25 protein-coding genes and 1 pseudogene are annotated in these 25299 nt (G+C 70.7%); 13 read left to right on the top strand and 13 right to left on the bottom strand.

Annotated features, from left to right (window positions below; translation table 11 throughout):
• The first annotated feature begins 76 nt into the window (after positions 1-76).
• The 3 genes from ompR (at position 77) to AC1G9L_RS01520 (ending at position 3070) form a co-directional block, all read left to right on the top strand.
• Positions 77-805, top strand: a complete 729-nt coding sequence (gene ompR / locus AC1G9L_RS01530) for an osmolarity response regulator transcription factor OmpR (RefSeq protein WP_481070106.1) — start codon at positions 77-79, stop codon at positions 803-805.
• Positions 802-2070 (top strand): ATP-binding protein, encoded by a 1269-nt coding sequence (locus tag AC1G9L_RS01525; RefSeq protein ID WP_481070105.1) that lies wholly within the window; start codon positions 802-804, stop codon positions 2068-2070. The genes ompR and AC1G9L_RS01525 overlap by 4 nt, the downstream gene beginning before the upstream one ends.
• 76 nt (positions 2071-2146) lie before the next feature.
• Entirely contained in the window at positions 2147-3070 is a 924-nt protein-coding gene (locus tag AC1G9L_RS01520; RefSeq protein ID WP_481070104.1) for an alpha/beta hydrolase, read from the top strand.
• 34 nt (positions 3071-3104) lie between these two features.
• On the opposite strand, the pseudogene AC1G9L_RS01515 reads toward AC1G9L_RS01520, so the two are convergent.
• The 3 genes and pseudogenes from AC1G9L_RS01515 to AC1G9L_RS01505 all read right to left on the bottom strand — a co-directional run bounded on the left by AC1G9L_RS01515 (position 3105) and on the right by AC1G9L_RS01505 (position 5028).
• A pseudogene (locus AC1G9L_RS01515) lies at positions 3105-3791 on the bottom strand (SIR2 family NAD-dependent protein deacylase).
• A 249-nt stretch (positions 3792-4040) separates the two neighbouring features.
• Positions 4041-4472: an organic hydroperoxide resistance protein gene (locus AC1G9L_RS01510; RefSeq protein ID WP_019800967.1), complete on the bottom strand. Its 432-nt coding sequence runs from the start codon at positions 4470-4472 to the stop codon at positions 4041-4043.
• 97 nt (positions 4473-4569) lie between these two features.
• On the bottom strand, positions 4570-5028 hold the full coding sequence (locus tag AC1G9L_RS01505; protein WP_019800968.1) for a transcriptional regulator, SarA/Rot family: 459 nt from the start codon (positions 5026-5028) through the stop codon (positions 4570-4572).
• Between the two features lie 141 nt (positions 5029-5169).
• Here AC1G9L_RS01505 and AC1G9L_RS01500 point away from each other — a divergent pair, with 141 nt between their 5' ends.
• On the top strand, positions 5170-5568 hold the full coding sequence (locus AC1G9L_RS01500; protein WP_019800969.1) for a hypothetical protein: 399 nt from the start codon (positions 5170-5172) through the stop codon (positions 5566-5568).
• Between the two features lie 22 nt (positions 5569-5590).
• Here AC1G9L_RS01500 and zapE read toward each other — a convergent pair whose 3' ends face one another.
• Positions 5591-6688 (bottom strand): cell division protein ZapE, encoded by a 1098-nt coding sequence (zapE, locus tag AC1G9L_RS01495; RefSeq protein ID WP_019800970.1) that lies wholly within the window; start codon positions 6686-6688, stop codon positions 5591-5593.
• Positions 6685-7350 carry a CocE/NonD family hydrolase gene (locus AC1G9L_RS01490; RefSeq protein WP_019800971.1) on the bottom strand — a complete coding sequence of 222 codons (666 nt, stop codon included), beginning with the start codon at positions 7348-7350 and terminating at the stop codon, positions 6685-6687. Before AC1G9L_RS01490 ends, zapE begins: the two co-directional genes overlap by 4 nt.
• A gap of 86 nt (positions 7351-7436) precedes the next feature.
• Here AC1G9L_RS01490 and AC1G9L_RS01485 point away from each other — a divergent pair, with 86 nt between their 5' ends.
• Positions 7437-8300: an EamA family transporter gene (locus tag AC1G9L_RS01485; RefSeq protein WP_481070102.1), complete on the top strand. Its 864-nt coding sequence runs from the start codon at positions 7437-7439 to the stop codon at positions 8298-8300.
• A gap of 62 nt (positions 8301-8362) precedes the next feature.
• Here the strand turns inward: AC1G9L_RS01485 and AC1G9L_RS01480 are convergent, their stop codons facing one another.
• Positions 8363-9688, bottom strand: a complete 1326-nt coding sequence (locus AC1G9L_RS01480) for a GTP-binding protein (RefSeq protein WP_481070100.1) — start codon at positions 9686-9688, stop codon at positions 8363-8365.
• Positions 9689-9763: 75 nt separating this feature from the next.
• On the opposite strand from AC1G9L_RS01480, the gene AC1G9L_RS01475 reads away from it, so the two are divergent.
• The gene (locus AC1G9L_RS01475) at positions 9764-10147 is read left to right on the top strand and encodes a MerC domain-containing protein (protein ID WP_010342064.1); all 384 of its coding nucleotides are present in this window, start codon (positions 9764-9766) and stop codon (positions 10145-10147) included.
• A gap of 71 nt (positions 10148-10218) precedes the next feature.
• Positions 10219-10728: a hypothetical protein gene (locus tag AC1G9L_RS01470; RefSeq protein WP_481070098.1), complete on the top strand. Its 510-nt coding sequence runs from the start codon at positions 10219-10221 to the stop codon at positions 10726-10728.
• Between the two features lie 511 nt (positions 10729-11239).
• Here AC1G9L_RS01470 and AC1G9L_RS01465 read toward each other — a convergent pair.
• The 3 genes from AC1G9L_RS01465 to AC1G9L_RS01455 form a co-directional block, all read right to left on the bottom strand.
• Complete coding sequence (locus AC1G9L_RS01465; RefSeq protein WP_481070096.1) at positions 11240-12967, bottom strand: ExeM/NucH family extracellular endonuclease; 1728 nt, start codon at positions 12965-12967, stop codon at positions 11240-11242.
• 93 nt (positions 12968-13060) lie between these two features.
• Positions 13061-13579 carry a c-type cytochrome gene (locus AC1G9L_RS01460; protein ID WP_481070095.1) on the bottom strand — a complete coding sequence of 173 codons (519 nt, stop codon included), beginning with the start codon at positions 13577-13579 and terminating at the stop codon, positions 13061-13063.
• Positions 13580-13732: 153 nt separating this feature from the next.
• Entirely contained in the window at positions 13733-14341 is a 609-nt protein-coding gene (locus AC1G9L_RS01455; protein WP_481070093.1) for a TetR/AcrR family transcriptional regulator, read from the bottom strand.
• A gap of 132 nt (positions 14342-14473) precedes the next feature.
• Between AC1G9L_RS01455 and AC1G9L_RS01450 the strand changes: the two genes are divergently transcribed.
• The 4 genes from AC1G9L_RS01450 (at position 14474) to AC1G9L_RS01435 (ending at position 21168) form a co-directional block, all read left to right on the top strand.
• Positions 14474-15637: an acyl-CoA dehydrogenase family protein gene (locus tag AC1G9L_RS01450; protein WP_019799665.1), complete on the top strand. Its 1164-nt coding sequence runs from the start codon at positions 14474-14476 to the stop codon at positions 15635-15637.
• 96 nt (positions 15638-15733) lie between these two features.
• The gene (locus AC1G9L_RS01445; RefSeq protein ID WP_019799664.1) at positions 15734-17344 is read left to right on the top strand and encodes a carboxyl transferase domain-containing protein; all 1611 of its coding nucleotides are present in this window, start codon (positions 15734-15736) and stop codon (positions 17342-17344) included.
• 997 nt (positions 17345-18341) lie between these two features.
• Positions 18342-20351 (top strand): acetyl/propionyl/methylcrotonyl-CoA carboxylase subunit alpha, encoded by a 2010-nt coding sequence (locus AC1G9L_RS01440; protein ID WP_481070091.1) that lies wholly within the window; start codon positions 18342-18344, stop codon positions 20349-20351.
• A 76-nt stretch (positions 20352-20427) separates the two neighbouring features.
• Positions 20428-21168, top strand: coding sequence for a DUF6065 family protein (locus tag AC1G9L_RS01435; protein WP_019800086.1), 741 nt, complete (start codon positions 20428-20430; stop codon positions 21166-21168).
• 7 nt (positions 21169-21175) lie between these two features.
• On the opposite strand, the gene AC1G9L_RS01430 is transcribed toward AC1G9L_RS01435, so the two are convergent.
• On the bottom strand, positions 21176-21556 hold the full coding sequence (locus AC1G9L_RS01430; protein WP_010341548.1) for a hypothetical protein: 381 nt from the start codon (positions 21554-21556) through the stop codon (positions 21176-21178).
• 87 nt (positions 21557-21643) lie between these two features.
• On the bottom strand, positions 21644-22192 hold the full coding sequence (locus AC1G9L_RS01425; RefSeq protein WP_481070089.1) for an excalibur calcium-binding domain-containing protein: 549 nt from the start codon (positions 22190-22192) through the stop codon (positions 21644-21646).
• Between the two features lie 741 nt (positions 22193-22933).
• Between AC1G9L_RS01425 and AC1G9L_RS01420 the strand changes: the two genes are divergently transcribed.
• Positions 22934-23692, top strand: a complete 759-nt coding sequence (locus AC1G9L_RS01420; RefSeq protein ID WP_019800791.1) for a hypothetical protein — start codon at positions 22934-22936, stop codon at positions 23690-23692.
• A gap of 54 nt (positions 23693-23746) precedes the next feature.
• Complete coding sequence (locus tag AC1G9L_RS01415; protein WP_481070087.1) at positions 23747-24277, top strand: hypothetical protein; 531 nt, start codon at positions 23747-23749, stop codon at positions 24275-24277.
• A 116-nt stretch (positions 24278-24393) separates the two neighbouring features.
• On the opposite strand, the gene AC1G9L_RS01410 is transcribed toward AC1G9L_RS01415, so the two are convergent.
• A complete protein-coding gene (locus tag AC1G9L_RS01410) occupies positions 24394-24774 on the bottom strand; it encodes a VOC family protein (protein WP_019800793.1) in 381 nt (126 codons plus the stop codon).
• A gap of 113 nt (positions 24775-24887) precedes the next feature.
• A complete protein-coding gene (locus AC1G9L_RS01405; RefSeq protein ID WP_019800794.1) occupies positions 24888-25298 on the bottom strand; it encodes a hypothetical protein in 411 nt (136 codons plus the stop codon).
• Position 25299: the final 1 nt, after the last annotated feature.

Below are 25299 nucleotides of genomic sequence, written 5' to 3'. Positions count from 1 at the left end.
CGGCGGAAACATCCGCTTACAGATGCGCCGCCATCGCCGTTGCCGCCAGGCCGCGGCGCAGCCGATAGTGGCGTCCATGCACGATGCCGCGCCCGCTCCCCGCCTGCTGCTGGTCGACGACGACGACCGCCTGCGCGCCCTGCTGTGCCGCTACCTGGAAAGCCAGGGCTTCGCGGTCAAGGCGGTGGCCGACGGCATGCAACTGCAGCAGGCGCTGGCGCGCGGCCACTATGATCTGGTGGTGCTGGACCTGATGCTGCCCGGCGAGAACGGCCTGGAGATCTGCCGACGCCTGCGCGGCCAGGGCGACCACACCCCGATCGTGATGCTGACCGCCAAGGGCGACGAGATCGACCGCATCGTCGGCCTGGAGATCGGCGCCGACGACTACCTGCCCAAGCCGGTCAACCCGCGCGAGCTGCTGGCGCGGATCCGCGCGGTGCTGCGCCGTACCCGCCCGGGCGGCGCCGGCGCGCCGCAGCCGGACGGCGGCGAGATCGGCTTCGGCCGCTTCCGCCTGCACCTGGGACGGCGCGAGCTGCGCCGCGACGGCGAACCGCTGAAGCTCACCACCGCCGAGTTCGCGGTGCTGTCGGTGCTGCTGCGGCACCCACAGCAGCCGCTGAGCCGCGACCGCCTGTCCAGCCTGGCGCACGGCCGCGAACACGAGCCGCTGGGCCGCAGCATCGACGTGATCGTGGCGCGGCTGCGCAAGCTGCTGGAAGACGACGTGCGCACGCCGCGGCTGATCCAGACGGTGTGGGGCGTGGGCTATGTGTACGTACCGCCGGAGCCGCAGGCATGAGCGCGCCTGCCTTCCGCGCCAGCGGCTGGCCGCGCAGCCTGTTCGGGCAACTGGCGCTGGTGATCGCGCTGGTGCTGGCCGGCGCCGGCCTGCTGGCGCTGCTGCTCGGCCGCGAACTGGCGTTGCGGCCGGCAGCGCAGCAGCAACTGCGCGTGCTGCACGGCTTGGCCAATGTCGCCGAGGCGCTGCAGCGCTCGCCGGCCGCCGCGGCGCTGGCGCCGGCGTTGCGCGAGGCCGGGCTGCAACTGCGCAGCGCACCGCCCACGGCCAATGCCGCCGGCCCGCTGGTCGACGCCGTGCAGCGCCGCGCGGCCGACCAGCTCGGCCCCGGGCGCGCGTTGCGGCGCGACGCCGACGGCACCCTGTGGCTGCAGTTGGCCACGCCCACGCCGCTGTGGATCGCGTTCTCCAGCCAGCCGCGCGGGCACGGCCTGCGGCGATTTTCCGTGGCGATGCTGGCCGGCTGCACGCTGCTGGTCTGGCTCGCCGCTGCGCTGGTCGCGCGGCGCATGGTGCGGCCGCTGCGGCAACTGGCGCAGGCCGCGCCGCACCTGGTGCGCGGCGAACAGGCCGGACCGATCGCCACCGGCGGCCCGCGCGAAGTCGCCGCGCTGGCGCAGGCGCTCACCGCGGCCAGCGCCGACGTGCGCCAGGCCGCAGCCGAGCGTGCGCTGCTGCTGGCCGGCATCTCCCACGACCTGCGCACCCCGCTGACCCGGCTGCAGTACGCGCTGGCGCTGCTGCCGCAGGTGGAGCCGGAACTGCGCGAGGGCATGGAGCGCGACATCGGCGAGATCGACGCGATCCTGGCGCAGTTCATCGCCTACGCCCGCGACGGCCGCGACGAACCCGCCGTGGCCCTGGACCTGGCCGACCTCTGCCGGCAGACGCTGGGCGCGGCGCAACCCGGCTGGGAGGCCGTCCTGCCCGCGCAGGCGCCGCTGCACGGACGGCCGCTGGCGCTGCAGCGCGCGCTCGGCAACCTCGTCGGCAACGCCGAGCGGCACGGCGCCGCGCCGTTCCAGCTGCGCCTGCACAGCGACGGCGGCGATGGCTGGCGCATCGAGGTGCGCGACCACGGCCCCGGCCTGGACCCGGCGCTGGGCGCGCGCGCGTTGCAGCCGTTCGTGCACGGCGGCCATGGCGGCAGCGGACTGGGCCTGGCGATCGTCGAGCGCGTCGCGCGCCAGCATCGCGGCGCGTTGCTGCTGCAGCCGATCGCCCCACACGGCCTGTGCGCCACCTTGCACCTGCGCCCGGCCTGAACCGGCGCGCGCCGGCGCCTGCAGCGGCCGGCCGCGCCACGCCCTCCCTCGCCTTCCTTCAAGGAGTGATCCGCCCATGCGCCTGTCCCGCCCGTCGCCCGTCCATTGCCTGCTCGCCCTGGCCCTGCTGCTGCCGGCGCTGACCGCCATGCCTGCCCACGCCCAGGACGGACGCCTGCGCGCACGCCTGCTGCAGCGTCTGCAGGGCGACCGCGCCGACACCGCGCGTGCGCCACTGCCCGCCGGCGCACAGGTGCTGCGCGACGTCGCCTACGGCCCGGACCCGGCGCAGCGCATGGATGTGTATCTGCCGGCCGGCGCGCGCCAGGCGCCGCTGCTGGTGATGGTGCACGGCGGCGGCTGGGCCGACGGGGACAAGGACAACCCCGGGGTGGCCGCCAACAAGGTCGCGCACTGGCTGCCGCAGGGCCATGTGCTGGTGTCGGTGAACTACCGCCTGCTGCCGCAGGCGACGCCGCTTGAGCAGGCAGAAGACGTGGCGCGCGCGGTCGCGCGGATCCAGCAACTGGCGCCGCAGTGGGGCGCCGATCCGGCGCGGCTGGTGCTGATGGGCCACTCGGCCGGCGCGCACCTGGTGAGCCTGCTGGACCTGTCGCCGGACCTGCTGGCCCAGGCCGGGGCGCGCCGACCGCTGGGCGCGGTGGCGCTGGACAGTGCGGCGATGGACGTGGAGCAGGTGATGCAGCAACGGCATCTGCCGCTGTACGACCGCGCGTTCGGCAGCGTGCGCAGCGACTGGATCGCCGCCTCGCCGTACCACGTCATGGGCGCCAGCGCGCCGCCGCTGCTGGCGGTGTGCTCCAGCCGCCGTGCCGATGCCTGCGCGCAGGCACGCCACCTGGCCGCCAAGGCCAACGGCCGCGGCATCCGCGTCGAGGTGCTGCCGCAGGACGCCAGCCATGCCGAGATCAACCGCGACCTGGGCCTGCCCTCGGCCTACACCGCGGCGGTGGACGCGTTCCTGCACACGCTGCGCTGAGCGCCGCGCGCAGCTCCCGCGGCCGGCAACGCGCTCAGGCCACCATGCACTGCTGCAGCAGCAACGGCAGCGCCACCGCGGCGCTGTCGCGCCAGTGCAGATCCACACGCGCCGACAACGCACTGGGTTCGGGATTGATCTCGACCACGCAGGCACCGCGCTCCTTGGCCTGCAGCGGCAGGCTGGCGGCCGGATAGACCAGGCCGGAACTGCCGATCACCAGCACCAGGTCGGCGGTGTCGGCCGCGGTCTGCGCGCGCGCCCACTCTGCCGCCGGCAACGCTTCGCCGAACCACACCACGCCCGGGCGCACCGTGCCGCCGCAGGCCGCGCACACCGGCGGCGCCAGGCGCTGGCTGGGGGTGTGCACGTCGATCGGCGGCAGCAAGCCGCGCCAGGGCTGGCCGCAGTCGCTGCAGCGCAGCGCCGACAGGCGGCCGTGCACGTGCGCGGCGACCTCGCTGCCGGCGCGCTGGTGCAGGTCGTCCACGTTCTGGGTCACCAGGGTGGTGTGGCGGACCTCGGCCAGGCGCGCCAGCGCCAGGTGCCCGGCGTGCGGCTGGGCCTGCGCCACGATCGCCATGCGCCAGCGGTACCAGCCCCAGACCAGGGCCGTGTCGGCACGCCAGGCGTCCTCGGTGGCCAGTTACTCGGGATCGAAGCGCGACCACAGGCTGTCGTCCTGGCCACGGAAGGTCGGCACCCCGCTCTCGGCGGACATGCCGGCACCGGTCAGCACCAGCAGACGGCGCGCGCCCTGGATGAAGGCGGCGACGGTCTCGGCGTTGTAGGCGGAACTGAGCATGGCGCGCTCGATTTGATGAAGCGCACACTATTGCATCGCCACAGGGCGGCCTCAATGTGCACGGCAGCACGCGCAGGCGCCCGCAACGCGAACGGGCGGCCAGTGGCCGCCCGTTCGCGTGTCGTCATGGACCGGCGCAGGCGCCGGCCCGGACCTCCGGCTGGCTCAGTCGAGCACGACCAGCTTGACGTCGATGTTGCCGCGGGTGGCATTGGAATACGGGCACACCTGGTGCGCCTTCTCCACCAGCGATTCCAGCGTCGCACGCTCCAGGCCCGGCACGGCGATGCGCAGTTCCACGGCGATGCCGAAGCCGCCCGGGATCTGGCCGATGCCGACATGGCCTTCGATGCTCGGCTCGGCCGGCAGCTTCACCTTCTCCTGGCCGGCGACGAACTTCAGCGCGCCGATGAAGCAGGCCGAGTAGCCGGCCGCGAACAGCTGCTCGGGGTTGGTGCCGTCGCCGCCGGCGCCGCCCAGTTCGCGCGGGGTCGACAGCTTGACGTCCAGCGCCTTGTCCGGGGTGGCGGCGCGGCCGTCGCGGCCCCCGGTGGCGGTGGCAGTGGCGGTATAGACGATGGTGGTCGGTGAAGCCATGGTGGTTCTCCTTGGAGGGCGGCGCCGCGGCGCCATGGGGTGGAGGGTCGAACTAGAGGGATGGGCTAAAGAGGACTGCGATCGGGGCGGGAACCTCTCAGGCGGCGGCCTGCAACTTGCCGCGGACCTCTTCCAGGTCGTGCTTGAGCCGGGTCAGTTGCTGCAGGTCGCAGGCGACCGCGCACAGCACGCCTTCCGGCACAGCCTGGGCGCGTGTGCGCAGCGCCTGGCCGTCGGCGGTCAACGCGATCAGCACGCGGCGCTCGTCATCGGCGGCGCGGCGGCGGGTCAGCAGGCCGATCGCCTCCAGGCGCTTGAGCAACGGGGTCAGCGTGGCCGAATCCAGGAACAGCTTCTCGCCGATCTCCGACACGCTGCGCTGGTCCTGCTCCCACAGCACCAGCATCACCAGGTACTGCGGATAGGTCAGGCCGAGGTCGCGCAGCAGCCCGCGGTAGAGCTTGTGCATGGCCAGGTTGGCCGAATACAGCGCGAAGCACAGCTGGGTATCCAGCTTCAGCAGGGCGGTGGCGTCGGGGGCAGAGGCACGGTCCATGGGCACTACATTACATAGCACGCGATTTAATAGCAAGCGATATTTATGCTCCGCCGACTCCTCGCTGAAGCCGGCGCCGCCCTCCCCCTCGTGCTGCCAGCGGCGCAGGACTACGCTGCGCGCAACTCGAGGAGCTTCCGCATGCGCGCATCGTTCCTGCTGCTGGCCGCGCTCGGCGCTGCCCCCGTGGTGTCCAAGGCCGTGCCCAACACCCTGCCCCATGGCCCGGTGCTGGTCGGTGCAGGCGCCGACGCGCTGGCCCGGGAAACCCGGCGCCAGTGCCCCGGCGTGCCGACCGACCGGCTCACCCCGGCCGATCTGCTCGATGCCGAGGAGACGTTTCGCGATGGGCTGTCCGCGGCGCAGCGCCAGGCCATGGATCGGCAGTTGCCGCAGGACGGCGCGTCCGGGCCAGCCCGCTGCGCGCACCGCGCAGGCGGCGCCAGTTGCCCGGCGGCCGCCTATCTGGAAGAGATCGCCGGCGCGGGCCTGATGCTGCGCTTCGTCGCCGGTCTGTGTGCGCCCGGCGCGGTGCGCTGAGCGTCCGCAGACGGTTCTGCGCTCAGACCCGGTGCGCCGCCGCCAGGTACTCGGCGCTCTGCATTTCGATCAGGCGCGAGGCGGTGCGCTCGAACGCACCGGCCAGGCGCTCGCCGGTGTATAGCAGCGGCGGCGAATCCTGGGCGGTGCAGACCAGGTTGACGTGGCGGTCGTACAGCTCGTCGATCAGGTTGACGAAGCGCCGCGCCGCGTCCTCGTTCATGCGGTCGAAGTGCGGGATGCCGCCGAGCAGCACGGTGGTGAACTCGTGCGCGATCTCGATGTAGTCGCTGGGACCGCGCGGGCCTTCGCACAAGGCGACGAAATCGAACCAGACGATGCTCTTGCCGCGCGCGCGCACCGGGATCTTGCGCCCTTCCAGTTCGATGTTGCCGCGGCGCGCCTCGGCATTGCCGGTCAGCGCGCTCCAGCGCTCGCCCAGCCAGGCATCGCTGTCCTCGGCCAGCGGCGCGCGGTACACCGGCGAGCGGGTCAGCGCGCGCATGCGGTAGTCCTCGGTGCCTTCGGCGTACAGCTCCACGCAATAAGTCTGCAGCAGGCCGATCGCCGGCAGGAAGCTCTCGCGCTGCAGGCCGTTGAGGTACAGGTTCTGCGGCGCGGTGTTGGAGGTGGTGACCAGGGTCACGCCCTCGGCGAACAGGCGTTCGAGCAGGCGCGACAGCAGCATCGCATCGCCGATGTCGGTGACGAAGAACTCGTCCAGCACCAGCACGCGCAGCCGGCTGCGCCACTCCTGCGCGATCTTCGCCAGCGGATCGCTCTGCCCGGCGTGTTCGCGCAGGCGCTCGTGCACGCCGCGCATGAAGCGGTGGAAATGCGTGCGGTACTTCCGCGCGATCGGCAGGCCGTCGTAGAACAGGTCGACCAGGAAGGTCTTGCCGCGGCCGACCCCGCCCCAGAAATACAGGCCGCGCACCGGCTCGGGCTTCTTCCAGAACGCCGACAGACGGTCCAGCCAGCCCTCCTGGTCGCCATCGACGATCGCGACGTGGATGCGGTCCAGTTCCGCCAGCGCCGCATGCTGGGCCGGATCGTCGCGCCAGTCGCCGCGCGCCACGCCCTCGGCGTAGCGCTGCGACGGCAATGCCGCCGCGCTCACGCCTGCGCCGCCGGCAGCCAGGCCTTGACCGCGTGCTGCAGGGCGCCGCGCAGGTCGATCAGCTTGCGATGGAAGAAGTGGCTGGTGTCGGGCATGCGCACCAGTTGCGGTTGCGCCTCCAAGGTGTCCAGCCAGTCGTATACGGCCTGCGGGTCGACGACCTCGTCGGCCTCGCCCTGGATCACCAGCCACTGCGGCGGCGGCGCCATGTCGGAGAAATCCCAGCGCCCGGCCGGCGGCGCGATCGAGATCAGCACCTGCGGCTGCAGCGCCGCGCTGGCGCGCAGCGAGACGTAGGCGCCGAAGCTGAAACCGGCCAGCCACAGCGCGTCGTGCGGACGTTGCGCGCGCACCCAGGCGGCCACCGCGGCCAGGTCCTGCTGCTCGCCCTCGCCGTGGTCGAAGCTGCCGGCGGAGGCACCGACGCTGCGGAAGTTGAAGCGCACCACGCGCACGCCCAGTTCGCGCAGCGCGCGCGCGACCATGGTCACCACCTTGTTGTGCATGCTGCCGCCCTCGGTGGACAGCGGATGGCAGACGATGGCGGTGACCGGCAGCGCGGCGACGTCGGCCTCGGGCAGATCGACCGCGGCCTCGATCGGGCCGGCGGGGCCTTGCAGGGTCAGCGCGCCGGAAGCGGTGGGGAAAGCAGGAGAAGTCATGCGGTCATAATACCGGGGCTGGGTCGCGGCCACATGCCGATGCGGTGCACGCAGCGTTCTTTTTCCTCCCGATCCGGATCCTGCGTGTGGCGTTCGTCCTGCTGAGTGTGGTGTGCAGCGTGCTGGTCTCGGCGCTGCTGAAGCTGGCGCCGCAACGGCGCATCGACCTGGCCCAGGCGGTGACCTGGAACTACCTGGCGGCGCTGCTGCTGTGCGCGGCGCTGCTGCACCCGCCGCTGGCCGCGCTGGGCGACGCGCAGACGCCGTGGGCGGCGCTGCTGGGCCTGGGCGTGCTGCTGCCGGGCATCTTCCTGGTGCTGGGCCGCGCGGTGGCCAGTGCCGGCATCGTGCGCACCGACGCGGCGCAACGGCTGTCGCTGCTGCTGTCGCTGGCGGCGGCCTTCCTGTGGTTCGGCGAACAGGCCAACGCCGCCAAACTGTCCGGCCTGGCGCTGGGGCTGCTGGCGATCGCCGGCATCGTGCAGCGGCCGGACGCGACGCCGTCCAGCGCTGCACGCACCGCGCCATGGCTGCTGCTGGTGTGGGTCGGCTTCGCCGCGATCGACGTGCTGCTCAAGCGCATCGCCCAGGCCGGCACCCCGTTCGCCGCCTCGCTGCTGGTGGCCTTCGCGCTGGCCTTCGTGCTGCTGCTGGGCGTGCAGCTGTGGCGGCACCTGCGCGGCATCGCCCCGCTGGCCTGGCGCAACCTCGGCGCCGGCCTGCTGTTGGGCGCGCTCAACTTCGGCAACATCCTGTTCTACGTGCGCGCGCACCAGGCCCTGCCGGACAGCCCGGCCAGCGTGTTCGCAGCGATGAACCTGGGCGTGATCGGCCTGGGCACCCTGCTCGGTATCGCCGTGTTCGGCGAACGCACCACCCGCTGGAACCGCCTGGGCCTGCTGCTGGCGGTGCCGGCGATCATCCTGATCGCGATGGGCGCAGGCGGCTAACGCTCAGCGCCCGCACCGCGCTCTTACCATTCCCCCCACTCCCTATTCCCATTCCCGGCCCTTCAGCGCCGCCACACCGGGAAGGGATCCTCCAGTCCCTGCCACGCCACCGGCCCTTGCCGCAGTTCGGTGTCGTCGAGCAGGCAGGCATCGAGTTCGGCGCGCACCCGCGCCGTGTCCAGGCCGACACCGATCACCGCCAGTTCCTGGCGGCGGTCGCCCCACAGCGGATGCCACATCGCGCGCAGCGCCGCGTACTCGCGCGCATCGCCGACCTCCTCGGCCTGCGGCGGCGGCGCGTTCCAGCATGCGGTCTGCTGCCGCTGCCAGCCCAGCTCGGTGTACGGCAGCGGCGACGGCGGCAGCGCCAGCGGCGTGTCCAGCAGGCCGCGATCCACGCGCTCGCGCGCCGCATACCAGAAGCCGGCGGCCTGGGTCTGGGTGGCCGCACCGACGATGGACAGCTCGCCGACCCAGTCCATGCGGCTGGCCAGCCAGAAGAAGCCCTTGCTGCGGATCACGTCGCGCAGCCCGCGCTGCGCCAGCCGCGCGAAGCGCAGCGGGTGGAACGGCCGGCGCGCGCGATAAACGAAGCTTTCGATGCCGAACTGCTCGGTCTCCGGCGCGTGCTCGCCGCGCAGCGCCTGCATCCAGCCCGGCGCCAGCTGCGCGCGCACGAAATCGAAGCGGCCGGTGTCCAGCACCAGCTCCAGCGGCACGTCGCCGCGGCTGGCCTCGACGATGCGCGCATCGCGGTTGAGCGCACGTAGTACCGCGCGGGTGCGGTCGAGGGTGGCCGTATCGGCCAGGTCGGCCTTGCTGATCACGATTACGTCGGCGAACTCGATCTGCTCCACCAGCAGGTTGACCAGCCCGCGGTCGTCGTCGTCCCCGGCCTGCAGGCCACGGTCGGCCAGGCGCTCGGCCGAGCCGAAATCGCGCAGGAAGCTCACCCCGTCGACCACGGTGAGCATGGTGTCCAGGCGCGCGACATCGGCCAGGCCGCGGCCGTCGGCGTCGCGCACGGCGAAGGTCGCGGCCACCGGCATCGGCTCGGAGATGCCGGTGGATTCGATCAACAGGTAGTCGTAGCGCCCGCTCTCGGCCAGGCGCTGCACTTCCTGGCGCAGGTCGTCGCGCAGGGTGCAGCAGATGCAGCCGTTGCTGAACTCGACCAGGGTCTCTTCGGTGCGGCTGAGCGCGGCACCGCCGTCGCGGATCAGCGCCGCATCGATGTTGACCTCGCTCATGTCGTTGACGATCACCGCCACCCGGCGGCCATCGCGGTTGTGCAGCACGCGGTTGAGCAGGGTGGTCTTGCCGGCGCCAAGGAAGCCGGACAGGACGGTGACGGGGAGGCGGGAATCGGAAACGGCGGACGTGGACATGGCGGGCATCGGCGCGGAGGCGTGGCGGACTAGAAATGTTACTATATAACACTTGATGCATTGGAGTGATCGTCCATGAAATCCCTGCCGCAATCCTTCTTCGATGCCTCGGCGATGCTGTTGTCCGGGCTGTGCCTGCTGCACTGCCTGGCCTTGCCGTTGCTGGCCGCGGCATTGCCGCTGTTCGGCGTCTGGGCCGAGGCCGAGTGGGTACACGTGGTGTTCGTGGCGATCGCCGCGCCGTTGGCGGGGTTGGCGCTGTGGCGCGGGCACCAGCGCGATGCGCTGCCCTGGCCGCTGTGGACGCTGGCGGCGCTGGGCCTGCTCGGTCTGCTGGCCGGCGCTTTCGGCATTCCCGACGAGGCCAGCGAGACCGCGATGACGGTCAGCGGCAGCCTGGCCCTGGCCAGTGCGCACCTGTGGAACTGGCGCAGGCATCGGCGGCGGTGCGGGCATTGAGGGTGGGGCGCGCTGTGTAGCGCGCTTTCGCTCGAGCCGATCAGGGGCGCGATGCAGCGTGGCTTTGGCTGTTGCTGTTGCTGTTGCTGTTGCTGTTGCTGTTGCTATTGCTGTTGCCGTTGCTCTGGCTTTTGATTTATCGGGTTCCCTTCCGCAGCGGCGGATGGACCGGGGAAAAACCCGAAGGGCGGCGCACATGGATGTGCGCCGTTCGCGGCAGGGGCAGGATGAATCCCCGGTGCATCCGCGGACCCGGAGCGCGCAGCGCGGAGGGCGCAAGGCAGGGCGCGCTTTCTTTTGGTTACCTTTTCTTTGCGCGAGCAAAGAAAAGTAACTCGCCCGTTAGGGCGAAAGCCTTTGCTGTTGCTCCGAGCTTGAGTGTCGAACAAGAAGAACGTAGGAGCGGCTTCAGCCGCGACCGCGACCTCCACGGGAAAGCTCGCTCGCGGCTGAAGCCGCTGCTACAGAAAAACGTTGAAGCAGGAGCAAAGCTTTCGCCTGGCGGCGAGTTACTTTTCTTTGCTTGTGCAAAGAAAAGTAACCAAAAGAAAGCACACCCTGCCTCGCGCCCTCCGCGCTGACGCGCTCCGGGTCCGCGTCCATCCCGGGGATCCGCGGAAGGGGCATCCTGCCCCTGCCGCGGACGGCGCACGTCCATGTGCGCCGCCCCTTCGGGGTTTTTCCCCGCGATGGCCGCCGCTACGGAAGGGAACCCGGTAAGTCAAAAGCCAAAACAACGGCAACAGCAACAGCAACAGCAACAGCAACAGCAACAGCAACAGCAACCGCCGATGCTGCCGTCCTTCTTGACGAGAGAAAACACCACATCTCACAGCTTCGGTCAGCACCGAGCCACACCTTGCGGCCAGCGCACGATAGACAGAAGCAACATTCAAGAGATGGCAGTGAAGCGTAAGACCGGACACTCACTGCGACCGGCCTGAAACACAGCACATCTACTCACGACAGGTCGTCGTGCGCCTCGCGAAAGACGTGAGCCTCCAGCAGGAATGTCCCGCACATCGAGGACGGGGAAAGGAGGCCGACGATCGGCTTTTCCCATTCCCCATTCCCGTCTCCCCACTCCCGGCCCTACAGATCAAACCCCAGCAACAACGGATCGTGATCGGAACTACGCCACGGGCCAGGCAGATCGCGCTCGCGGTAACCATCGCTGTCGGGAAGGTCCGCGTTGACGTGCCATTCGGCGGCACCGCGTAACCGCGCCGCCAGCGCCGGACTCAGCAAGGCGTGGTCCAGCCGGCCACTGAGGCCGCGGTAGACGAAGCTGTAGGGCTGCGCGACATGCGCCTCCTGCAACGCATCGCGCCAGCCGGCGTCGCGCAGCAGGCGCAGCGGATCTTCCATCGCATAGGCGTTGAAATCGCCGAGCAGCACGCTGGCCGTGCTGCCGGTGCCGGTGGGGTCACTACGCAGCCACGCATCGACGCGGCGCGCCGACTCGGTGCGGGTCGCGTTCCAGCAGCCCTGGCCATCGCCGCGGTCGGCATCGGTGCCGCTGGCCTCGCTGCAGCCGCCCTTGGACTTGAAGTGGTTGGCCACCACCACGAACGGCGCACCACTGCCGCGGCGGAACGCCTGCGCCAGCGGCACGCGGCTGTGCTCGGCGAACGGGCCGCCTTCCAGCATCGCCGGCTTGCCCACCGGGCTGACCCGCGAGGCGCGGTAGATCAGCCCGACCCGGATCGGGTTGTCGCCGGGGCCGCGCCCGGCGTCGACGAAGCGCCAGTCGCCGCCGCCGGCATTGAGCCCGTCGACCAGGCTCGCGATCGCCGAGGTCGGGCCGTAGCCGTCGTTCTCCAGTTCCATCAACGCGGCGACATCGGCCTGCAGCGGGCGGATCGTCGCCACCAGCTTGCGCAACTGCGCCTGGAATTCGGCCGGCGTGCGTGCGCCGCGCAAGGTCGGGAACCCGCCGCCGCGGCCGTCGCCGTTGAAGAAGTTCTCCAGGTTGAACGCGGCAATGCGCAGGCTGCCCTCGACCTGCGGCGGCGCCGGTTCCGGCGGCGGCGTCAGTTGCAGCGCGGCGGTCGGATACAGCCGCGCGGCACCTTCGATCACGCCGCCGACGATGCCCTCCACATCCTGGAGCGTGCTGCCCGCGCGCGGCGGTGCAGTGGCGCTGCCCAGATCGTCCGGCAGTTGTGCCGGTGCCGCTACCGGCGCGGCGAGCGTGCCCAGCCGCAGCCCGCGCCGCGCATTGTCGGCCACCACCGCCGCCTGCTCGGCGCTGCCGGGCGCAGCCACCTCGCTGGGCTGCCACAGGCGCCCTCCGAAGGCCACGCCGAGTTCGCCGGTCTTGCCCAGCATGTCGTTGTCGACCACGGTCAGCGGCGCGGCGATGCGCACGCGCATGCCGGCCAGCGCCGACCAGTCCGCCGGCGCCGCGTCGAGCACCTGCAGCGGCAACGGTTGCGCCCGCGCCAGCACGGTGTGCCCCTGCTCCAGCACGCTGCGCCCGACGAAGGCCGTGCCGGCCTTGGCCGACGCGCCGGCCTGCGGGGCCAGTTCGCCCCACACCCGCACGCGGTCGCCCGGGGCCAGGCTGCGCTCGGCATCGCCACGCACCAGCAGGGCGTCGGCGGTCAACGGATCGTCGTCGCCGGCGTCCTGCACCAGGTAGCCGCTGCCGCCGGCCTCGACCCGCGCGGTGACCACGCCCTCGAACACCACGCCCTGCGCCTGCGGACCCGGGCGCAACTGCCCGATCGGCAGCAGCGTCGGCGGCGTCAACGCCTGCGCGGCGGGGGCTGCGACCAGCAGCAGCAACGACAACAACGATGGCGGCAGCATGCGCATGCGATCACTCTCCTTGTTTGCGCCGGCACGCGACGGGCGCGGAAACGACTGCGCCGCCCGAAGGCGGCGCAAGGGCGTGCGGGAGGCGCAAGGTTACTTCAGGTTGGCCAGCATCCAGTCCACGGTGGCGTGGATCTGCTCTTCGGTCAGCCCGGGATTGCCGCCCTTGGGCGGCATGATGCCGCCGTCGGGGCCGGTATAGCCCTCGATGGCGTGCTTGTAGAGCGTCTCCTTGCCCTGCGCGATGCGCTTGTCCCAGTGCGCGTGGTCCAGCGTCGGCGCCTTGCCCACGCCGGTGGTGTGGCAGGCGGTGCACAGGTTGTTGAAGATGGTCTTGCCGTCGGTGGTGCCGCCGTAGGCCGCCTGCGCCGAGGCCTTGGCCAGCGCCGCCGCCTGCGCGGCGGCCTGCGCCGCGGCGCCGGTGCTGCCGGCGTAGACCGCGCCCACGGGTGCAATGCGCTCGTCGGTGCGCTTTTGCGCGGTCGGCGACACCTCCGGCGGGATGGCCCGCTGCAGGTGATGCGCGAACACGATCAGGCCGAGGGTGATCAGCACCAGCAGGCCGATCACCATCGAGAAGCGCTTGAGAAATTCGAGGTCGTAATTCCGCACATCACACCCCTTTGGCACGTGGTAATCCGGACCACCGCTACGCGACCGAGTATAGCCAGCGTTTGCGCCGCGCGGCACGCCAGGATGGCCCGGAATCGCAGGCGATGCGTGCTGCATCGCAGCAGTTCGACACAGGCGGCGCGGCCGTTGCGCTCAGGCGCTGCCCACCGCGCGCAGGCAGAACCCGCACACCGCCTCGACCAGGCGCTCGCTGTCGCGCGGGCCGTCGCGGCTGGGCGCGGTCGGGCCGACCAGCGCCTCGGTGTAGGCGCCGACCAGGCACGCGGCCGCCGCATCGAGATCCTGCGCAGGGAACTCGCCCGCGGCCACGCCCTCGGCGAGGATGCCCTTGAACACGTCGCCGAGCAGGCGCCGGCAGCGGATGCGCTCGGCATCCACCTCCGGTTCCACCGGCTCGGCGATGAAGGCGTAGGCCAGGCCGGGGCCGGCCAGGGCGCGGCGCACGAACGAGGCGATGGCATCGCGCAGGCGCTGCGCGGCCGGCGCCGGTGCGGCGGCGATGCCGCGCAGGATGGTCAGCTCGTGCTCCACGGCGGCGGTCAGCACCTCCACGAACAGCTCGGCCTTGGACGGGAAATGCCGGTAGATCAGCCCGGTGGAGACCCCGGCCTCGGCCGCCACCGCGGTCACCGGGGCGCCGCGGAAGCCGTCGGCGGCGATCAGCCGGCGTGCCGCCAGCAGGATCCGCTGGCGGTTGCCGGCGAGGCGTTCTTCCATCAGGGCGGAGCGTTTGTAGGCCATGGCGTGATTCTAAGTTCAATTAATGAATTTCTGTTCACTTCTTTGCCGTTCCCGGCTACGCTGGGCGCTCTTGCCCGGCGCGGGTCCGATTCTAGGCGCCGCCGGCCACCCGCCATTCCCGGAGTTGCCGCCATGCTGATGCCGTCGTTGAATTTCGAGTTGGGCGAGGAGGTCGACCTGCTGCGCGACAGCGTCGCCGCCTTCGCCGCGCGCGAGATCGCGCCGCTGGCCGAGCAGGCCGACCGCGACAACGCCTTCCCCGCGCCGCTGTGGCGCAAGCTCGGCGAACAGGGCCTGCTCGGCCTCACCGTGGAGGAGGAGTACGGCGGCAGCGCGATGGGCTACCTGGCGCACGTGGTGGCGATGGAGGAGATCTCGCGCGCCTGCGGCGCGATCGGCCTGTCCTACGGCGCGCATTCGAACCTGTGCGTGAACCAGTTGCGCAAGAACGCCAGCCCGGCGCAGAAGGCGCGCTACCTGCCGAAGCTGTGCAGCGGCGAGCACGTCGGCGCGCTGGCGATGAGCGAACCCGGCGCCGGCTCGGACGTGGTGTCGATGAAGCTGCGCGCCGAGGCGCGCGGCGACCGCTACGTGCTCAACGGCAACAAGATGTGGATCACCAACGGCCCCGACGCCGACGTGCTGGTGGTCTACGCCAAGACCGACCCCAGCGGCGGCGCGCGCGGCATCACCGCGTTCGTGGTCGAGAAGGGCATGCCCGGCTTCAGCACCGCGCAGAAGCTGGACAAGCTCGGCATGCGCGGCTCCAACACCTGCGAACTGGTGTTCCAGGACTGCGGAGTGCCGGCGGAGAACGTGCTGGGCGAGGTCGGCGGCGGCGTGCGCGTGCTGATGTCCGGCCTGGACTACGAGCGCGTGGTGCTGTCCGGCGGGCCGCTGGGGCTGATGGCCGCGGCGCTGGACGTGGTGCTGCCCTACGTGCACGAGCGCCGCCAGTTCGGTGAACCGATCGGCAGCTTCCAGTTGATGCAGGGCAAGCTGGCCGACATGTACGTGGGCCTCAACGCCTGCCGCGCCTACGTGTATGCGGTGGCGCGCGCCTGCGACGCCGGCCGCACCACCCGCCAGGACGCCGCCGGCGCGATCCTCTACGCCGCCGAGAAGGCGACCTGGCTGACCGGCCAGGCGATCCAGGTGCTGGGCGGCAACGGCTACATCAACGACTATCCGACCGGGCGCCTGTGGCGCGACGCCAAGCTCTACGAGATCGGCGCCGGCACCTCGGAGATCCGTCGCATGCTGATCGGCCGCGAGTTGTTCGAGCGGACCAAGTGATGCTGAGCGGGTGGCGGGCCTTCCCATGAACGCCCATCGCGGCTGAAGCCGCTCCTACACCGCACCACGCCTCTTCTCCTTTCCAACGGTTCTGCCATGAGCGCGATCCAGACCCAGTTGCAACCCGGCAGCGACGCCTTCGCCGCCAATGCCGCCGCGCTGCGCGCGGTGGTCGACGACCTGCACGCCACCCAGGCGCGCATCGCCCTGGGCGGCAGCGAAGCCGCCCGCGCCAAGCACCAGGCGCGCGGCAAGCTGCTGGTGCGCGAGCGCATCGACGCCCTGCTCGACCCAGGCAGCGCGTTCCTGGAGATCGCGCCACTGGCCGCGCTGGGCCTGTACGACGACGAGGTACCGTGCGCCGGCGTGGTCGCCGGCATCGGCCGCGTCTCCGGCGTGGAATGCGTGATCGTCGCCAACGATGCCACGGTCAAGGGCGGCACCTACTACCCGATGACCGTGAAGAAACACCTGCGCGCGCAGGAGATCGCCCAGCAGAACCGCCTGCCGTGCATCTACCTGGTCGATTCCGGCGGCGCGTTTTTGCCGCTGCAGGACGAGGTGTTTCCCGACCGCGACCACTTCGGCCGGATCTTCTACAACCAGGCCAACCTGTCGGCGCAGGGCATCGCCCAGATCGCCTGCGTGATGGGCTCGTGCACCGCCGGCGGCGCCTACGTGCCGGCGATGAGCGACGAGACGGTGATCGTGCGCGAACAGGGCACCATCTTCCTCGGCGGCCCGCCGCTGGTGAAGGCCGCCACCGGCGAGGACGTCAGCGCCGAGGACCTCGGCGGCGCCGACGTGCACGCGCGCATCTCCGGCGTGGCCGACCACTTCGCCGACAACGACCTGCAGGCGCTGGCGCGGGTGCGCGCGATCGTCGCCCAGCTCAACTGGTGCAAGCCGGCCCCCGCCCTGGCGCTGCGCACGCCGGAGCCGCCGCTGTATCCGGCCGAGGAACTGTACGGGGTGATCCCGGCCGACCCGCGCAAGCCGTTCGACGTGCGCGAGGTGATCGCGCGGGTGGTGGACGGCTCGCGCCTGGACGAATTCAAGGCGCGCTATGGCACCACGCTGGTCACCGGCTTTGCGCACATCCACGGCTATCCGGTGGGCATCGTTGCCAACAACGGCATCCTGTTCTCCGAGTCGGCGCTGAAGGGCGCGCACTTCATCGAACTGTGCGCACAGCGCGGCATCCCGCTGGTGTTCCTGCAGAACATCACCGGCTTCATGGTCGGCCGCAAGTACGAGCACGGCGGCATCGCCAAGGACGGCGCCAAGCTGGTGATGGCGGTGGCCTGCGCCAAGGTACCCAAGTTCACGGTGGTGATCGGCGGTTCGTTCGGCGCCGGCAACTACGGCATGTGCGGCCGCGCCTATTCGCCGAACTTTCTGTGGATGTGGCCGAACGCGCGCATCGGGGTGATGGGCGGCGAGCAGGCGGCCAGCGTGCTGGCGACGGTACGTCGCGACGGCATCGCGGCCAAGGGCGGGCAGTGGTCGGACGCGGAGGAGGCGGCGTTCAAGGCGCCGATTCGCGAGCAGTTCGAGCGCCAGGGCCATCCGTACTACGCCAGTGCGCGGTTGTGGGACGACGGGGTGATCGATCCAGCGCAGACGCGGCGGGTGTTGGGACTGGGCTTGTCGGCGGCGTTGAACGCACCGGCGGAGCCGAGCCGGTTCGGGGTGTTCCGGATGTGAGGAGGCGCATGCGCTCGGGGTGGAAGGCGCATTCGCGCGGGGATCGGCGGTGGTCACGCAGGTGGTCGCTGGCGATGCCGGCGCTAGTGTGCCCGGCGGTGGGCTCCACGAGCGGCTCCGCGGACGCGCTCGCTGCGACGGCCTCGGCTTTTGCTGCTGCTTTTGCTGCTTCTCTTGCTCCTGCATTTGCTCTTGCTCTGCCTTTGACTTACCGGGTCCCCTCGGCGCGGCAGCCGCGGCGGGGAAAAACCCGAAGGGCGGCGCACATGGATGTGCGCCGTTCGCGGCAGGGGCAGGATGCCCCTTCCGCGAATCCCCGTCGTGGCTGCGGACCCGGAGCGCGTAGCGCGGAGGGCGCGCTGCGGGGTGTGCTTTCTTTTGGTTACTTTTCTTTGCACAAGCAAAGAAAAGTGACTCGCCGCCAGGCGAAAGCTTTGCTCTTGCATTTGCTGCTATGGCGGTGGCCGCTGAATCGTAGGAGCGGCTTTAGCCGCGACAGGCATTACACATCATGTGGGTCGCGGCTAAAGCCGCTCCTACAGACCTTCTCGCCTGATACGCAAACATCAAGCAACAGCAAGAGCTTTCGCCCTTGCGGGCGAGTTACTTTTCTTTGCTCGCGCAAAGAAAAGGTAACCAAAAGAAGCGCTTTACCACAGCCGAAGGCTGGTCAAGCGCGCCCTGCCTTCGCGCCCTCCGCGCTGCGCGCTCCGGGTCCGCGTCCATCACGGGGATCCGCGGAAGGGGCATCCTGCCCCTGCCGCGGACGGCGTACATCCATGTACGCCGCCCTTCGGGTTTTTCCCCGCGATGGCCGCCGCTTCGGAAGGGAACCCGGTAAATCAAAAGCCAAAGCGACAGCCAAGGCCAGAGCCAAGCAACGGCAACGGCAACGGCAACGGCAACGGCAGAAGCATCGCGCACAGCTACGTGCGTTTCGCACAACTGCTCGCTCAGCAACCGCAGCACCCCTGACCTCATTTCCAGGCACCCGACCATGGCCACCCCCGACCTGCCGACCTTCGACAAGATCCTCATCGCCAATCGCGGCGAGATCGCCTGCCGGGTGATCGCCACCTGCCGCAAGCTCGGCATCGCCACCGTGGCCGTGTACTCCGATGCCGACCGCGACGCGCGCCACGTGCGCCTGGCAGACGAAGCCGTGCACATCGGCACCGCGCCGGCGCGCGAGAGCTACCTGCGCGGCGAGCGCATCCTCGACGCCGCGCAACGCAGCGGCGCGCAGGCCATCCATCCCGGGTACGGCTTCCTGTCCGAGAACGCGGAGTTCGCCGAGGCCTGCGCCGCGCGCGGGCTGGTGTTCATCGGGCCGCCGCCGGCGGCGATCCGCGCCATGGGCGACAAGAGCGCGGCCAAGGCGCTGATGCAGGCGGCCGGGGTGCCGCTGACGCCCGGCTACCACGGCGAGCAGCAAGACCCGGACTTCCTGCGCGCGCAGGCCGCGGCCATCGGCTACCCGGTGCTGATCAAGGCCAGCGCCGGTGGCGGCGGCAAGGGCATGCGCCGGGTCGATGGCGACGAAGCGTTCGACGCCGCGCTCGCCGCCTGCCAGCGCGAGGCGCAGGCCGCGTTCGGCAATGCGCACGTGCTGGTGGAGAAGTACGTGCTGCGGCCGCGGCACATCGAGATCCAGGTGTTCGGCGACAGCCACGGCGAGCTGGTCTACCTGTTCGAACGCGACTGCTCGGTGCAACGCCGCCACCAGAAGGTGCTGGAGGAAGCGCCCGCACCGGGCATGGACGCGGAACGGCGTGCGGCGATGGGCCAGGCCGCGGTGGAGGCCGCGCGCGCGGTCGGTTACGTCGGCGCCGGCACCGTCGAGTTCATCGTCGCGCCCGATGGCGCGTTCTACTTCATGGAAATGAATACCCGCCTGCAGGTGGAACACCCGGTCACCGAATGCATCACCGGCACCGATCTGGTGGAGTGGCAGTTGCGCGTGGCCGCCGGGCAGCCGCTGCCGCAGCGCCAGCACGAACTGACGATCCACGGCCATGCGCTGGAAGCGCGGCTGTACGCCGAAGACCCGGCGCGCGGGTTCCTGCCGTCGATCGGCACGCTGCAGCACCTGCGCCTGCCCGCCGCCGACGCGCATACGCGTGTCGATGCCGGCGTCGAACAGGGCGATGTGATCGGCCCACACTACGATCCGATGATCGCCAAGCTGATCGTCTGGGATACGACCCGCGAGCGCGCACTGCGGCGCATGCAGGCGGCGCTGGCCGCGTGCCAGGTGGTCGGCGTGTCGACCAATGCCGCATTCCTGCAGCGCCTGGTCGGCACCAGCGCATTCGCGCAGGCGGACCTGGACACCGCACTGATCGAGCGCGAGCACGCGGCGCTGTTCGACACCCCTGCCCCGACCAGCGATGCGCTGTGGAGCCTGGCCGCGCTGGCCTGGCAACTGCATGCGTCGGCGCCCACCGCGCACGCGGCGGATCCACACTCGCCCTGGGACCTGCGCGACGGCTGGCGGCTGGGCGCGCCAGCCCCGCATGCGCTGACGCTGCAGCATCGCGACACCCAGCGCACGTTGCACCTGACCGCGCATGCCGGCGGCTGGCGGATACACGCCGCGCAGGCGCAGGAGACGCTTGAGGCGAGCGGCCAGTTGCGCGACGGGCGCCTGTCCGGGTTCCTCGGCACGCAGCGGGTGCAGGCCGATGCGGTGTTCGCCGGTACGCAGCTGCACCTGTTCGTCGACGGCCACGACTATCTGTTCGAACGCCACGACCCGGTCGCCGAGGCCGACCAGCCGGCAGTGGAAAGCGGCGGCCTCACCGCGCCGATGCCGGGGCGCATCGTCGCCCTGCTGGTGGCGCCCGGCACCCAGGTGAGCCGCGGCACGCCGCTGCTGGTGCTGGAGGCGATGAAGATGGAGCACACCCTGCAGGCGCCGGCGGACGGCACCGTGCAGGGCTTTCGTGTGCGCGAGGGCGAACTGGTCGGCGACGGCGTGGCGCTGCTGGATTTCGAGGCGGCCTGAGCGCTGCGCCTCGCGCGGTCGCCAAGACCGCAACGAGGCGTCACACTCGGCGCTGGTCCATCCTCCTGCGCGCGCCATGAAACTCACCGCCCACGTTCTCGACGGCCACACCCTCGACGTGCGTCCGGCGCCGCGCGAGCGGCCGTGGATGGACCGCACCGCCGAGCGTTACGCGTACCGCTGCCTGCCGCTGGACATTGCCAATGCGCACGGTTGGGAGCTGCTGTGCCAGACCGCGTTCGAGGCCGAGTGGAACGGCGGCAACGCGCTCGACGACCTGCGCGTGCAGCCGGCGCCGGGCACGCACGCGCCGGCGGTCAGCCACTTCGGCTACGGCGTGCTCACCTTCCACGTGCCGTGCCTGTTCCGCACCGACGCCGGCGTGGACCTGTACGTCACCGCGCCGGTGAACCGGCCCAAGGACGGCATCGCCGGGCTCACCGGGCTGATCGAGACCGACTGGAGCCCCTACACCTTCACCATGAACTGGCAGTTCACCCGGCCCGGGCGCGTGCGCTTCGAGGCGGGCGAGCCGTTCTGCCACTTCTTCCCGGTGCCGCGGCGGGTGCTGGCCGAGACCGAGCCGCGCTGGCAGCCGCTGTCGCAGACGCCGGAACTGGAGCGCGAACACCAGGCATGGATGCGCAGCCGCGGGCAGTTCCTGCACGATCTGGAACAGCCCGGTTCCGACGCCAGCCGCGAAGGCTGGCAGCGCAGCTACTTCCGCGGGCCGGCGCCAGGGCAGTGCCCGGCCGGCGTGGAGCACCGGGTGAAACTGCGGCTGGCGCCGTTCACCCGCAGCGACGACGCGGAATGACGCCGGCTCAGCGCGCGTGGCGCTGGCGCACGCGCGTGGACAGGCGAAACACGCCGTAGGCCAGCAGCATGCCCAGGATCCCGGCGACGGCATGCGCCCAGTCGAACACGCGCGGACCAATTCCACCGACTTGGTCGCCCCACAGGTTGAACAGCACCAGGACGATCACGGTCAGCCCCAGCCCGGCCAGGAACGCGGCGCGGTTGGCGCCCAGCGCGTAGAACAGGAACGGCAGGCCCAGCCCGACCAGGAAATGCACCGGGAAGAAGTACACCGAGCCGTACGGGCGCAACAGCGACCAGACGATGGCGGCGAACACCGCGACGAAGACGAACAGGCCCAGCGACAACGCGCGGGTCTTGGTGGGAGAGAGGCGTGGCTCGGTCATGCGTCACCTGCAGGCAATCCGCGACCGTAGCCGAGTCCCGATCACGGTCGGGTCAAAACCCTGCACCGCGCACGCGGCGGCGGCTGCTCAGCGCGCGCGCCGGCACCACTGCCGTTCGCACGGCACGCCGTCGTGGTTGCCATCCATCTCCACGCCCGGGCAGTGCTGCAGGAAGTACACCGCTTCGTCGCACGAGGTCATCTGCGCGCAATGCGTGCGGCCGTCGCAGTGGAAGGCCGGCGCCGACGATGCGGGCGCCGTGGCCACCGGCGCGACCGGCGCCGGAGGAGCTACCGGCGGCGGCGCCACCAAGCGCAGCACGGCATAGCCGGCGACCGCGAGCACCACCAGCAGCGCCAGCACGCCGAGCCAGCGGCCGCGACGCCTGCGCGGTGCGGTCGCCGCCTGCGCGGCCGCTACCGGTGCACGCCCGGGCCGCATCACCCGCATGGCCCGCGGCCGTCCCTGCGGATCGTGCTCCAGGTCGAAGGAGATCAGTTCGCCCACTCGTGGCGGCACGCCGTCGGCGGGAAACGCCGCGCGTTGCACCTCGGCTTCGGTCTCGCGATGCGCCAGGCGCACCCGGCCGCAGCCGCGCTCCTCGTTCCACTGAATCAAGGTCCCGTGCGTGCGCATGGCGTCACCGCAAGAAAGTGCATCGCCGCAGTGGACGCCGCCGTGCCCGGTGCGTCCACCGTCCCCAACCGCGCCTGCCCGTTCCCGCCAGGCGCGACCCCGCACCCAGCATGCCACGGCAGCGGCCAGCGTGCCGGCGGGCCACCCGCTGCGCGCGATCGACGTGAAGACCCACCGGCGTCCACCATCGCGACGCCGGCGCGCGCAACTGTCTACCACCGGCTGCGCGGCGCTCGCTAGAGTCCGAAGCGTCGAGCAACGCCGAAGTCCGCCACCACGCGGGACTGGCGATCGACGCGCAACCCGGCATCGCGGCCGCCACACGGCGCCGCCTCCGCAGCATTCGTCCCCCGATGCTGCCCTGCCGGGCCCGCGCGTTTCCCCCACGCTCGACGCATCGGGGTCGTTCAACGCAGTTGCCTTCCACACGGGGTCAGGAGAGCGACATGGACAGGTCTTCGGTCCGCTAGGCCGTTTCAACAGGACTGCCGCTTCCACAGCAGCGTCGCCGCACCCGCGCGGTGGCGATGGCGGTGCATTTCCAAAAAGCGTCTCTCGCTTCGTCTGCGCGCGCAGGCGGAAGCGTCCGTGCATGCCTGCGGCGTGGCCCTGGCACGGCGGTGTTCTTTCATCGCGGCCGCGCAGCAGCGCGGGCGTGCGGCCGGTCCGGGGCCAGGGGATGTCCGGACACAGGACGCGGCATCGCCCGCACGCACCGACGCACTCGACCGGAGGTCCACCATGCACCCGTCCCACCCGCGCACACTCGCCATCGCCGTCGCGCTGACCCTCGCCAGCGGCGCCGCTTCCGCCGGCCGGTTTCCGGATTTCGGCTACGCGCCGCCGGCTACCTACAAGGGCCCGCTGTTCCAGCTCAGCCAGGAATATCCGCAGCAACCGCCCAGCGGCCCGTTGCCGGCCTTCTTCCAGAAACTGCCCAAGCCGCTGAGCAACGACTTCGAAGCCTGGCGCGGCTACGCCGATGCGGTGAAGACCTACTGCCTGGAAGGCAACGTCGAAAGCGACTGGTACGTGCAGAACAACAAGGTGCGGCGCTGGTACCACGCGCCCTGGCAGCATTACGGCCCGCTCGGACGCGAAGGCGTGCACGGGCTGACCAAGGAAGCGCAGATCCAGGTCAAGCAACTGGCGCCGACCCAGCTCACCTCCGGCCAGACCTTCGCGGTCGGCATCTACAACGATGTGGGCGCCTACACCTTCGGCCAGGTGTGGAAGGACCCGCAGAACCCGGATCCGAGCTTCACCACCAAGCCCAACACCTTCCGCGACGGCACCGTGGTCTGCAAGGCGCTGTTCGCCGACGTGGACCTGAGCCAGGTTCCGTTCCTGCAGAATCCGGTGCTGTGGAACGCCTGGGTCACCAACAGCTTCAAGTCCGCCGACCGCGCGTTCAAGCAGGTGGCGCTGATCCAGATGGATTTCGCCGTGCGCGACAGCCGCGTGCCCGGCACCGGCTGGATCTTTGGCACCTTCCAGTAAAACGGTGCGGCCAGCGGCAAGCCCGGCTGGCAGAACCTGGTGCCGGTGGGCGTGATGTTCGGCAACGATCCGCAGAACACCGGCGACGACTACACCAACAAGCAGCCGACCCAGACCCGGATCAATCCGCGCATCCTGCAGTCGGCGATCAACGCCAAGCCGGAACTGCCGCCGCCCCACCTGGGCTGGAACGGCCGCCTCAACGGCCCGGTGGACAACCCGGTCAGCTCCTGCATGAGCTGCCACATGACCGCCGAATCGCCGCAACTCTCGCCGATGAACCCGACCTTCCAGGCGCCGGACAAGGTGCCGCCGGTCGGTTCCAAGGAATGGATGCGCTGGTTCCAGAACGTCCCCGCCGGGCAACCGTTCGACGCGGCGGCCAAGAGCACCGACTACAGCCTGCAGCTGGCCGGCGGCATCGCCAACTTCTACGACTGGAAGTGCACCCAGGACGGCGTGTTCGTCAGCGGCGGCAACCTGTGCGAGCAGAGCAAGACCTCGCTGAAACTGATGCGCTCCACCACGCCGCCGCCGACCGTGTACCCGGTCGAGCGTGGGGTGAGCAACCAGGAACTGGAGTAGCCGCGACACGCCGTGCCTGCCGCGCGCCGCCGACGGCGCCGGCGGGCACGGCCTGGGCAAAGCGCGACGACGACGCAGCGATGCGTGGCGTCAGGCGTGCTGGTGCCTACGCCTGCTCAACCGACCTGCTGCCCGACCCACCAGGTCGTGCCGCCTGGGTCGCGGAAGCCGCCACGCCGGTCCGGATCGTCCTTCTGCATCGGCGCCTGCACCGCCGTGGCGCCGGCGGCCAACGCACGCTGGTAGGTCGCATCCACGTCGCGCACGTAGACGTGCACATGCGCCGGCAGCGCCGGCCAGCCATCGACCGCATCGCAGAACATCACCACGGTGTCATCGATGCGTACCTCGCCATGGGCGAGCAGGCCGCCCTCGCCGGGAATCTGCCGCAAGGGTTCGGCATCGAACACCGCGACCAGGAACTCGATGGTGCGCTGCGCGCCGTCGACGATGAGATACGGGGAGACCGAGGTGTAGCGCTCTGGTTTGAACGACATGAGAAGCTCCTCTGGGCAGGTGTCGGGTACGGGTCAGCGCTTGCGGTGATGGAGTCCCTGATGCGATGGATGCCCATGGTGGGATGCCGCTGTGCGAAGTCGCGCAGCCCCGCTCACAACGCGCACGTGCTCACCCGCATCGCCAGGGTGAAAGGCACCTTGCCCAGGCCATCGAGGCCTTCGACATCGAACGCGTACACGCCCTTGGCCACGAGCGTCAGTTGCCCGTCGCGCGAAAGATGGAAGGTCAGCGTGTCGACGTCGACCGGATGGTGCGCACCGAACAGGTAAAGTGCGCCGTCGATGTAACCGTCCTGCGGGTTGCGTGGAAAGTCGAAGCGCTGGCCTGCCAGTTCGCCGAGCCTGAGCGACGGCAGCGACATGCCGTCCAGGCGGATCGCGGTATCCACGATCTCGCCGGCATGCAGGAACGGGCGCAGCAGGATCTCCAGCGAGGCGTCCTCCGGCTGACCGGAGAGGATCGCGTGACGCGGTTGCAACAGGCTCGGCGAGAACGTCGACATC

It is taken from the genome of Xanthomonas sp. NCPPB 1132 (assembly GCF_056629235.1).
Note: the sequence above shows the minus strand (reverse complement) of the source record. Positions and strands in the feature narration are given on the sequence as shown.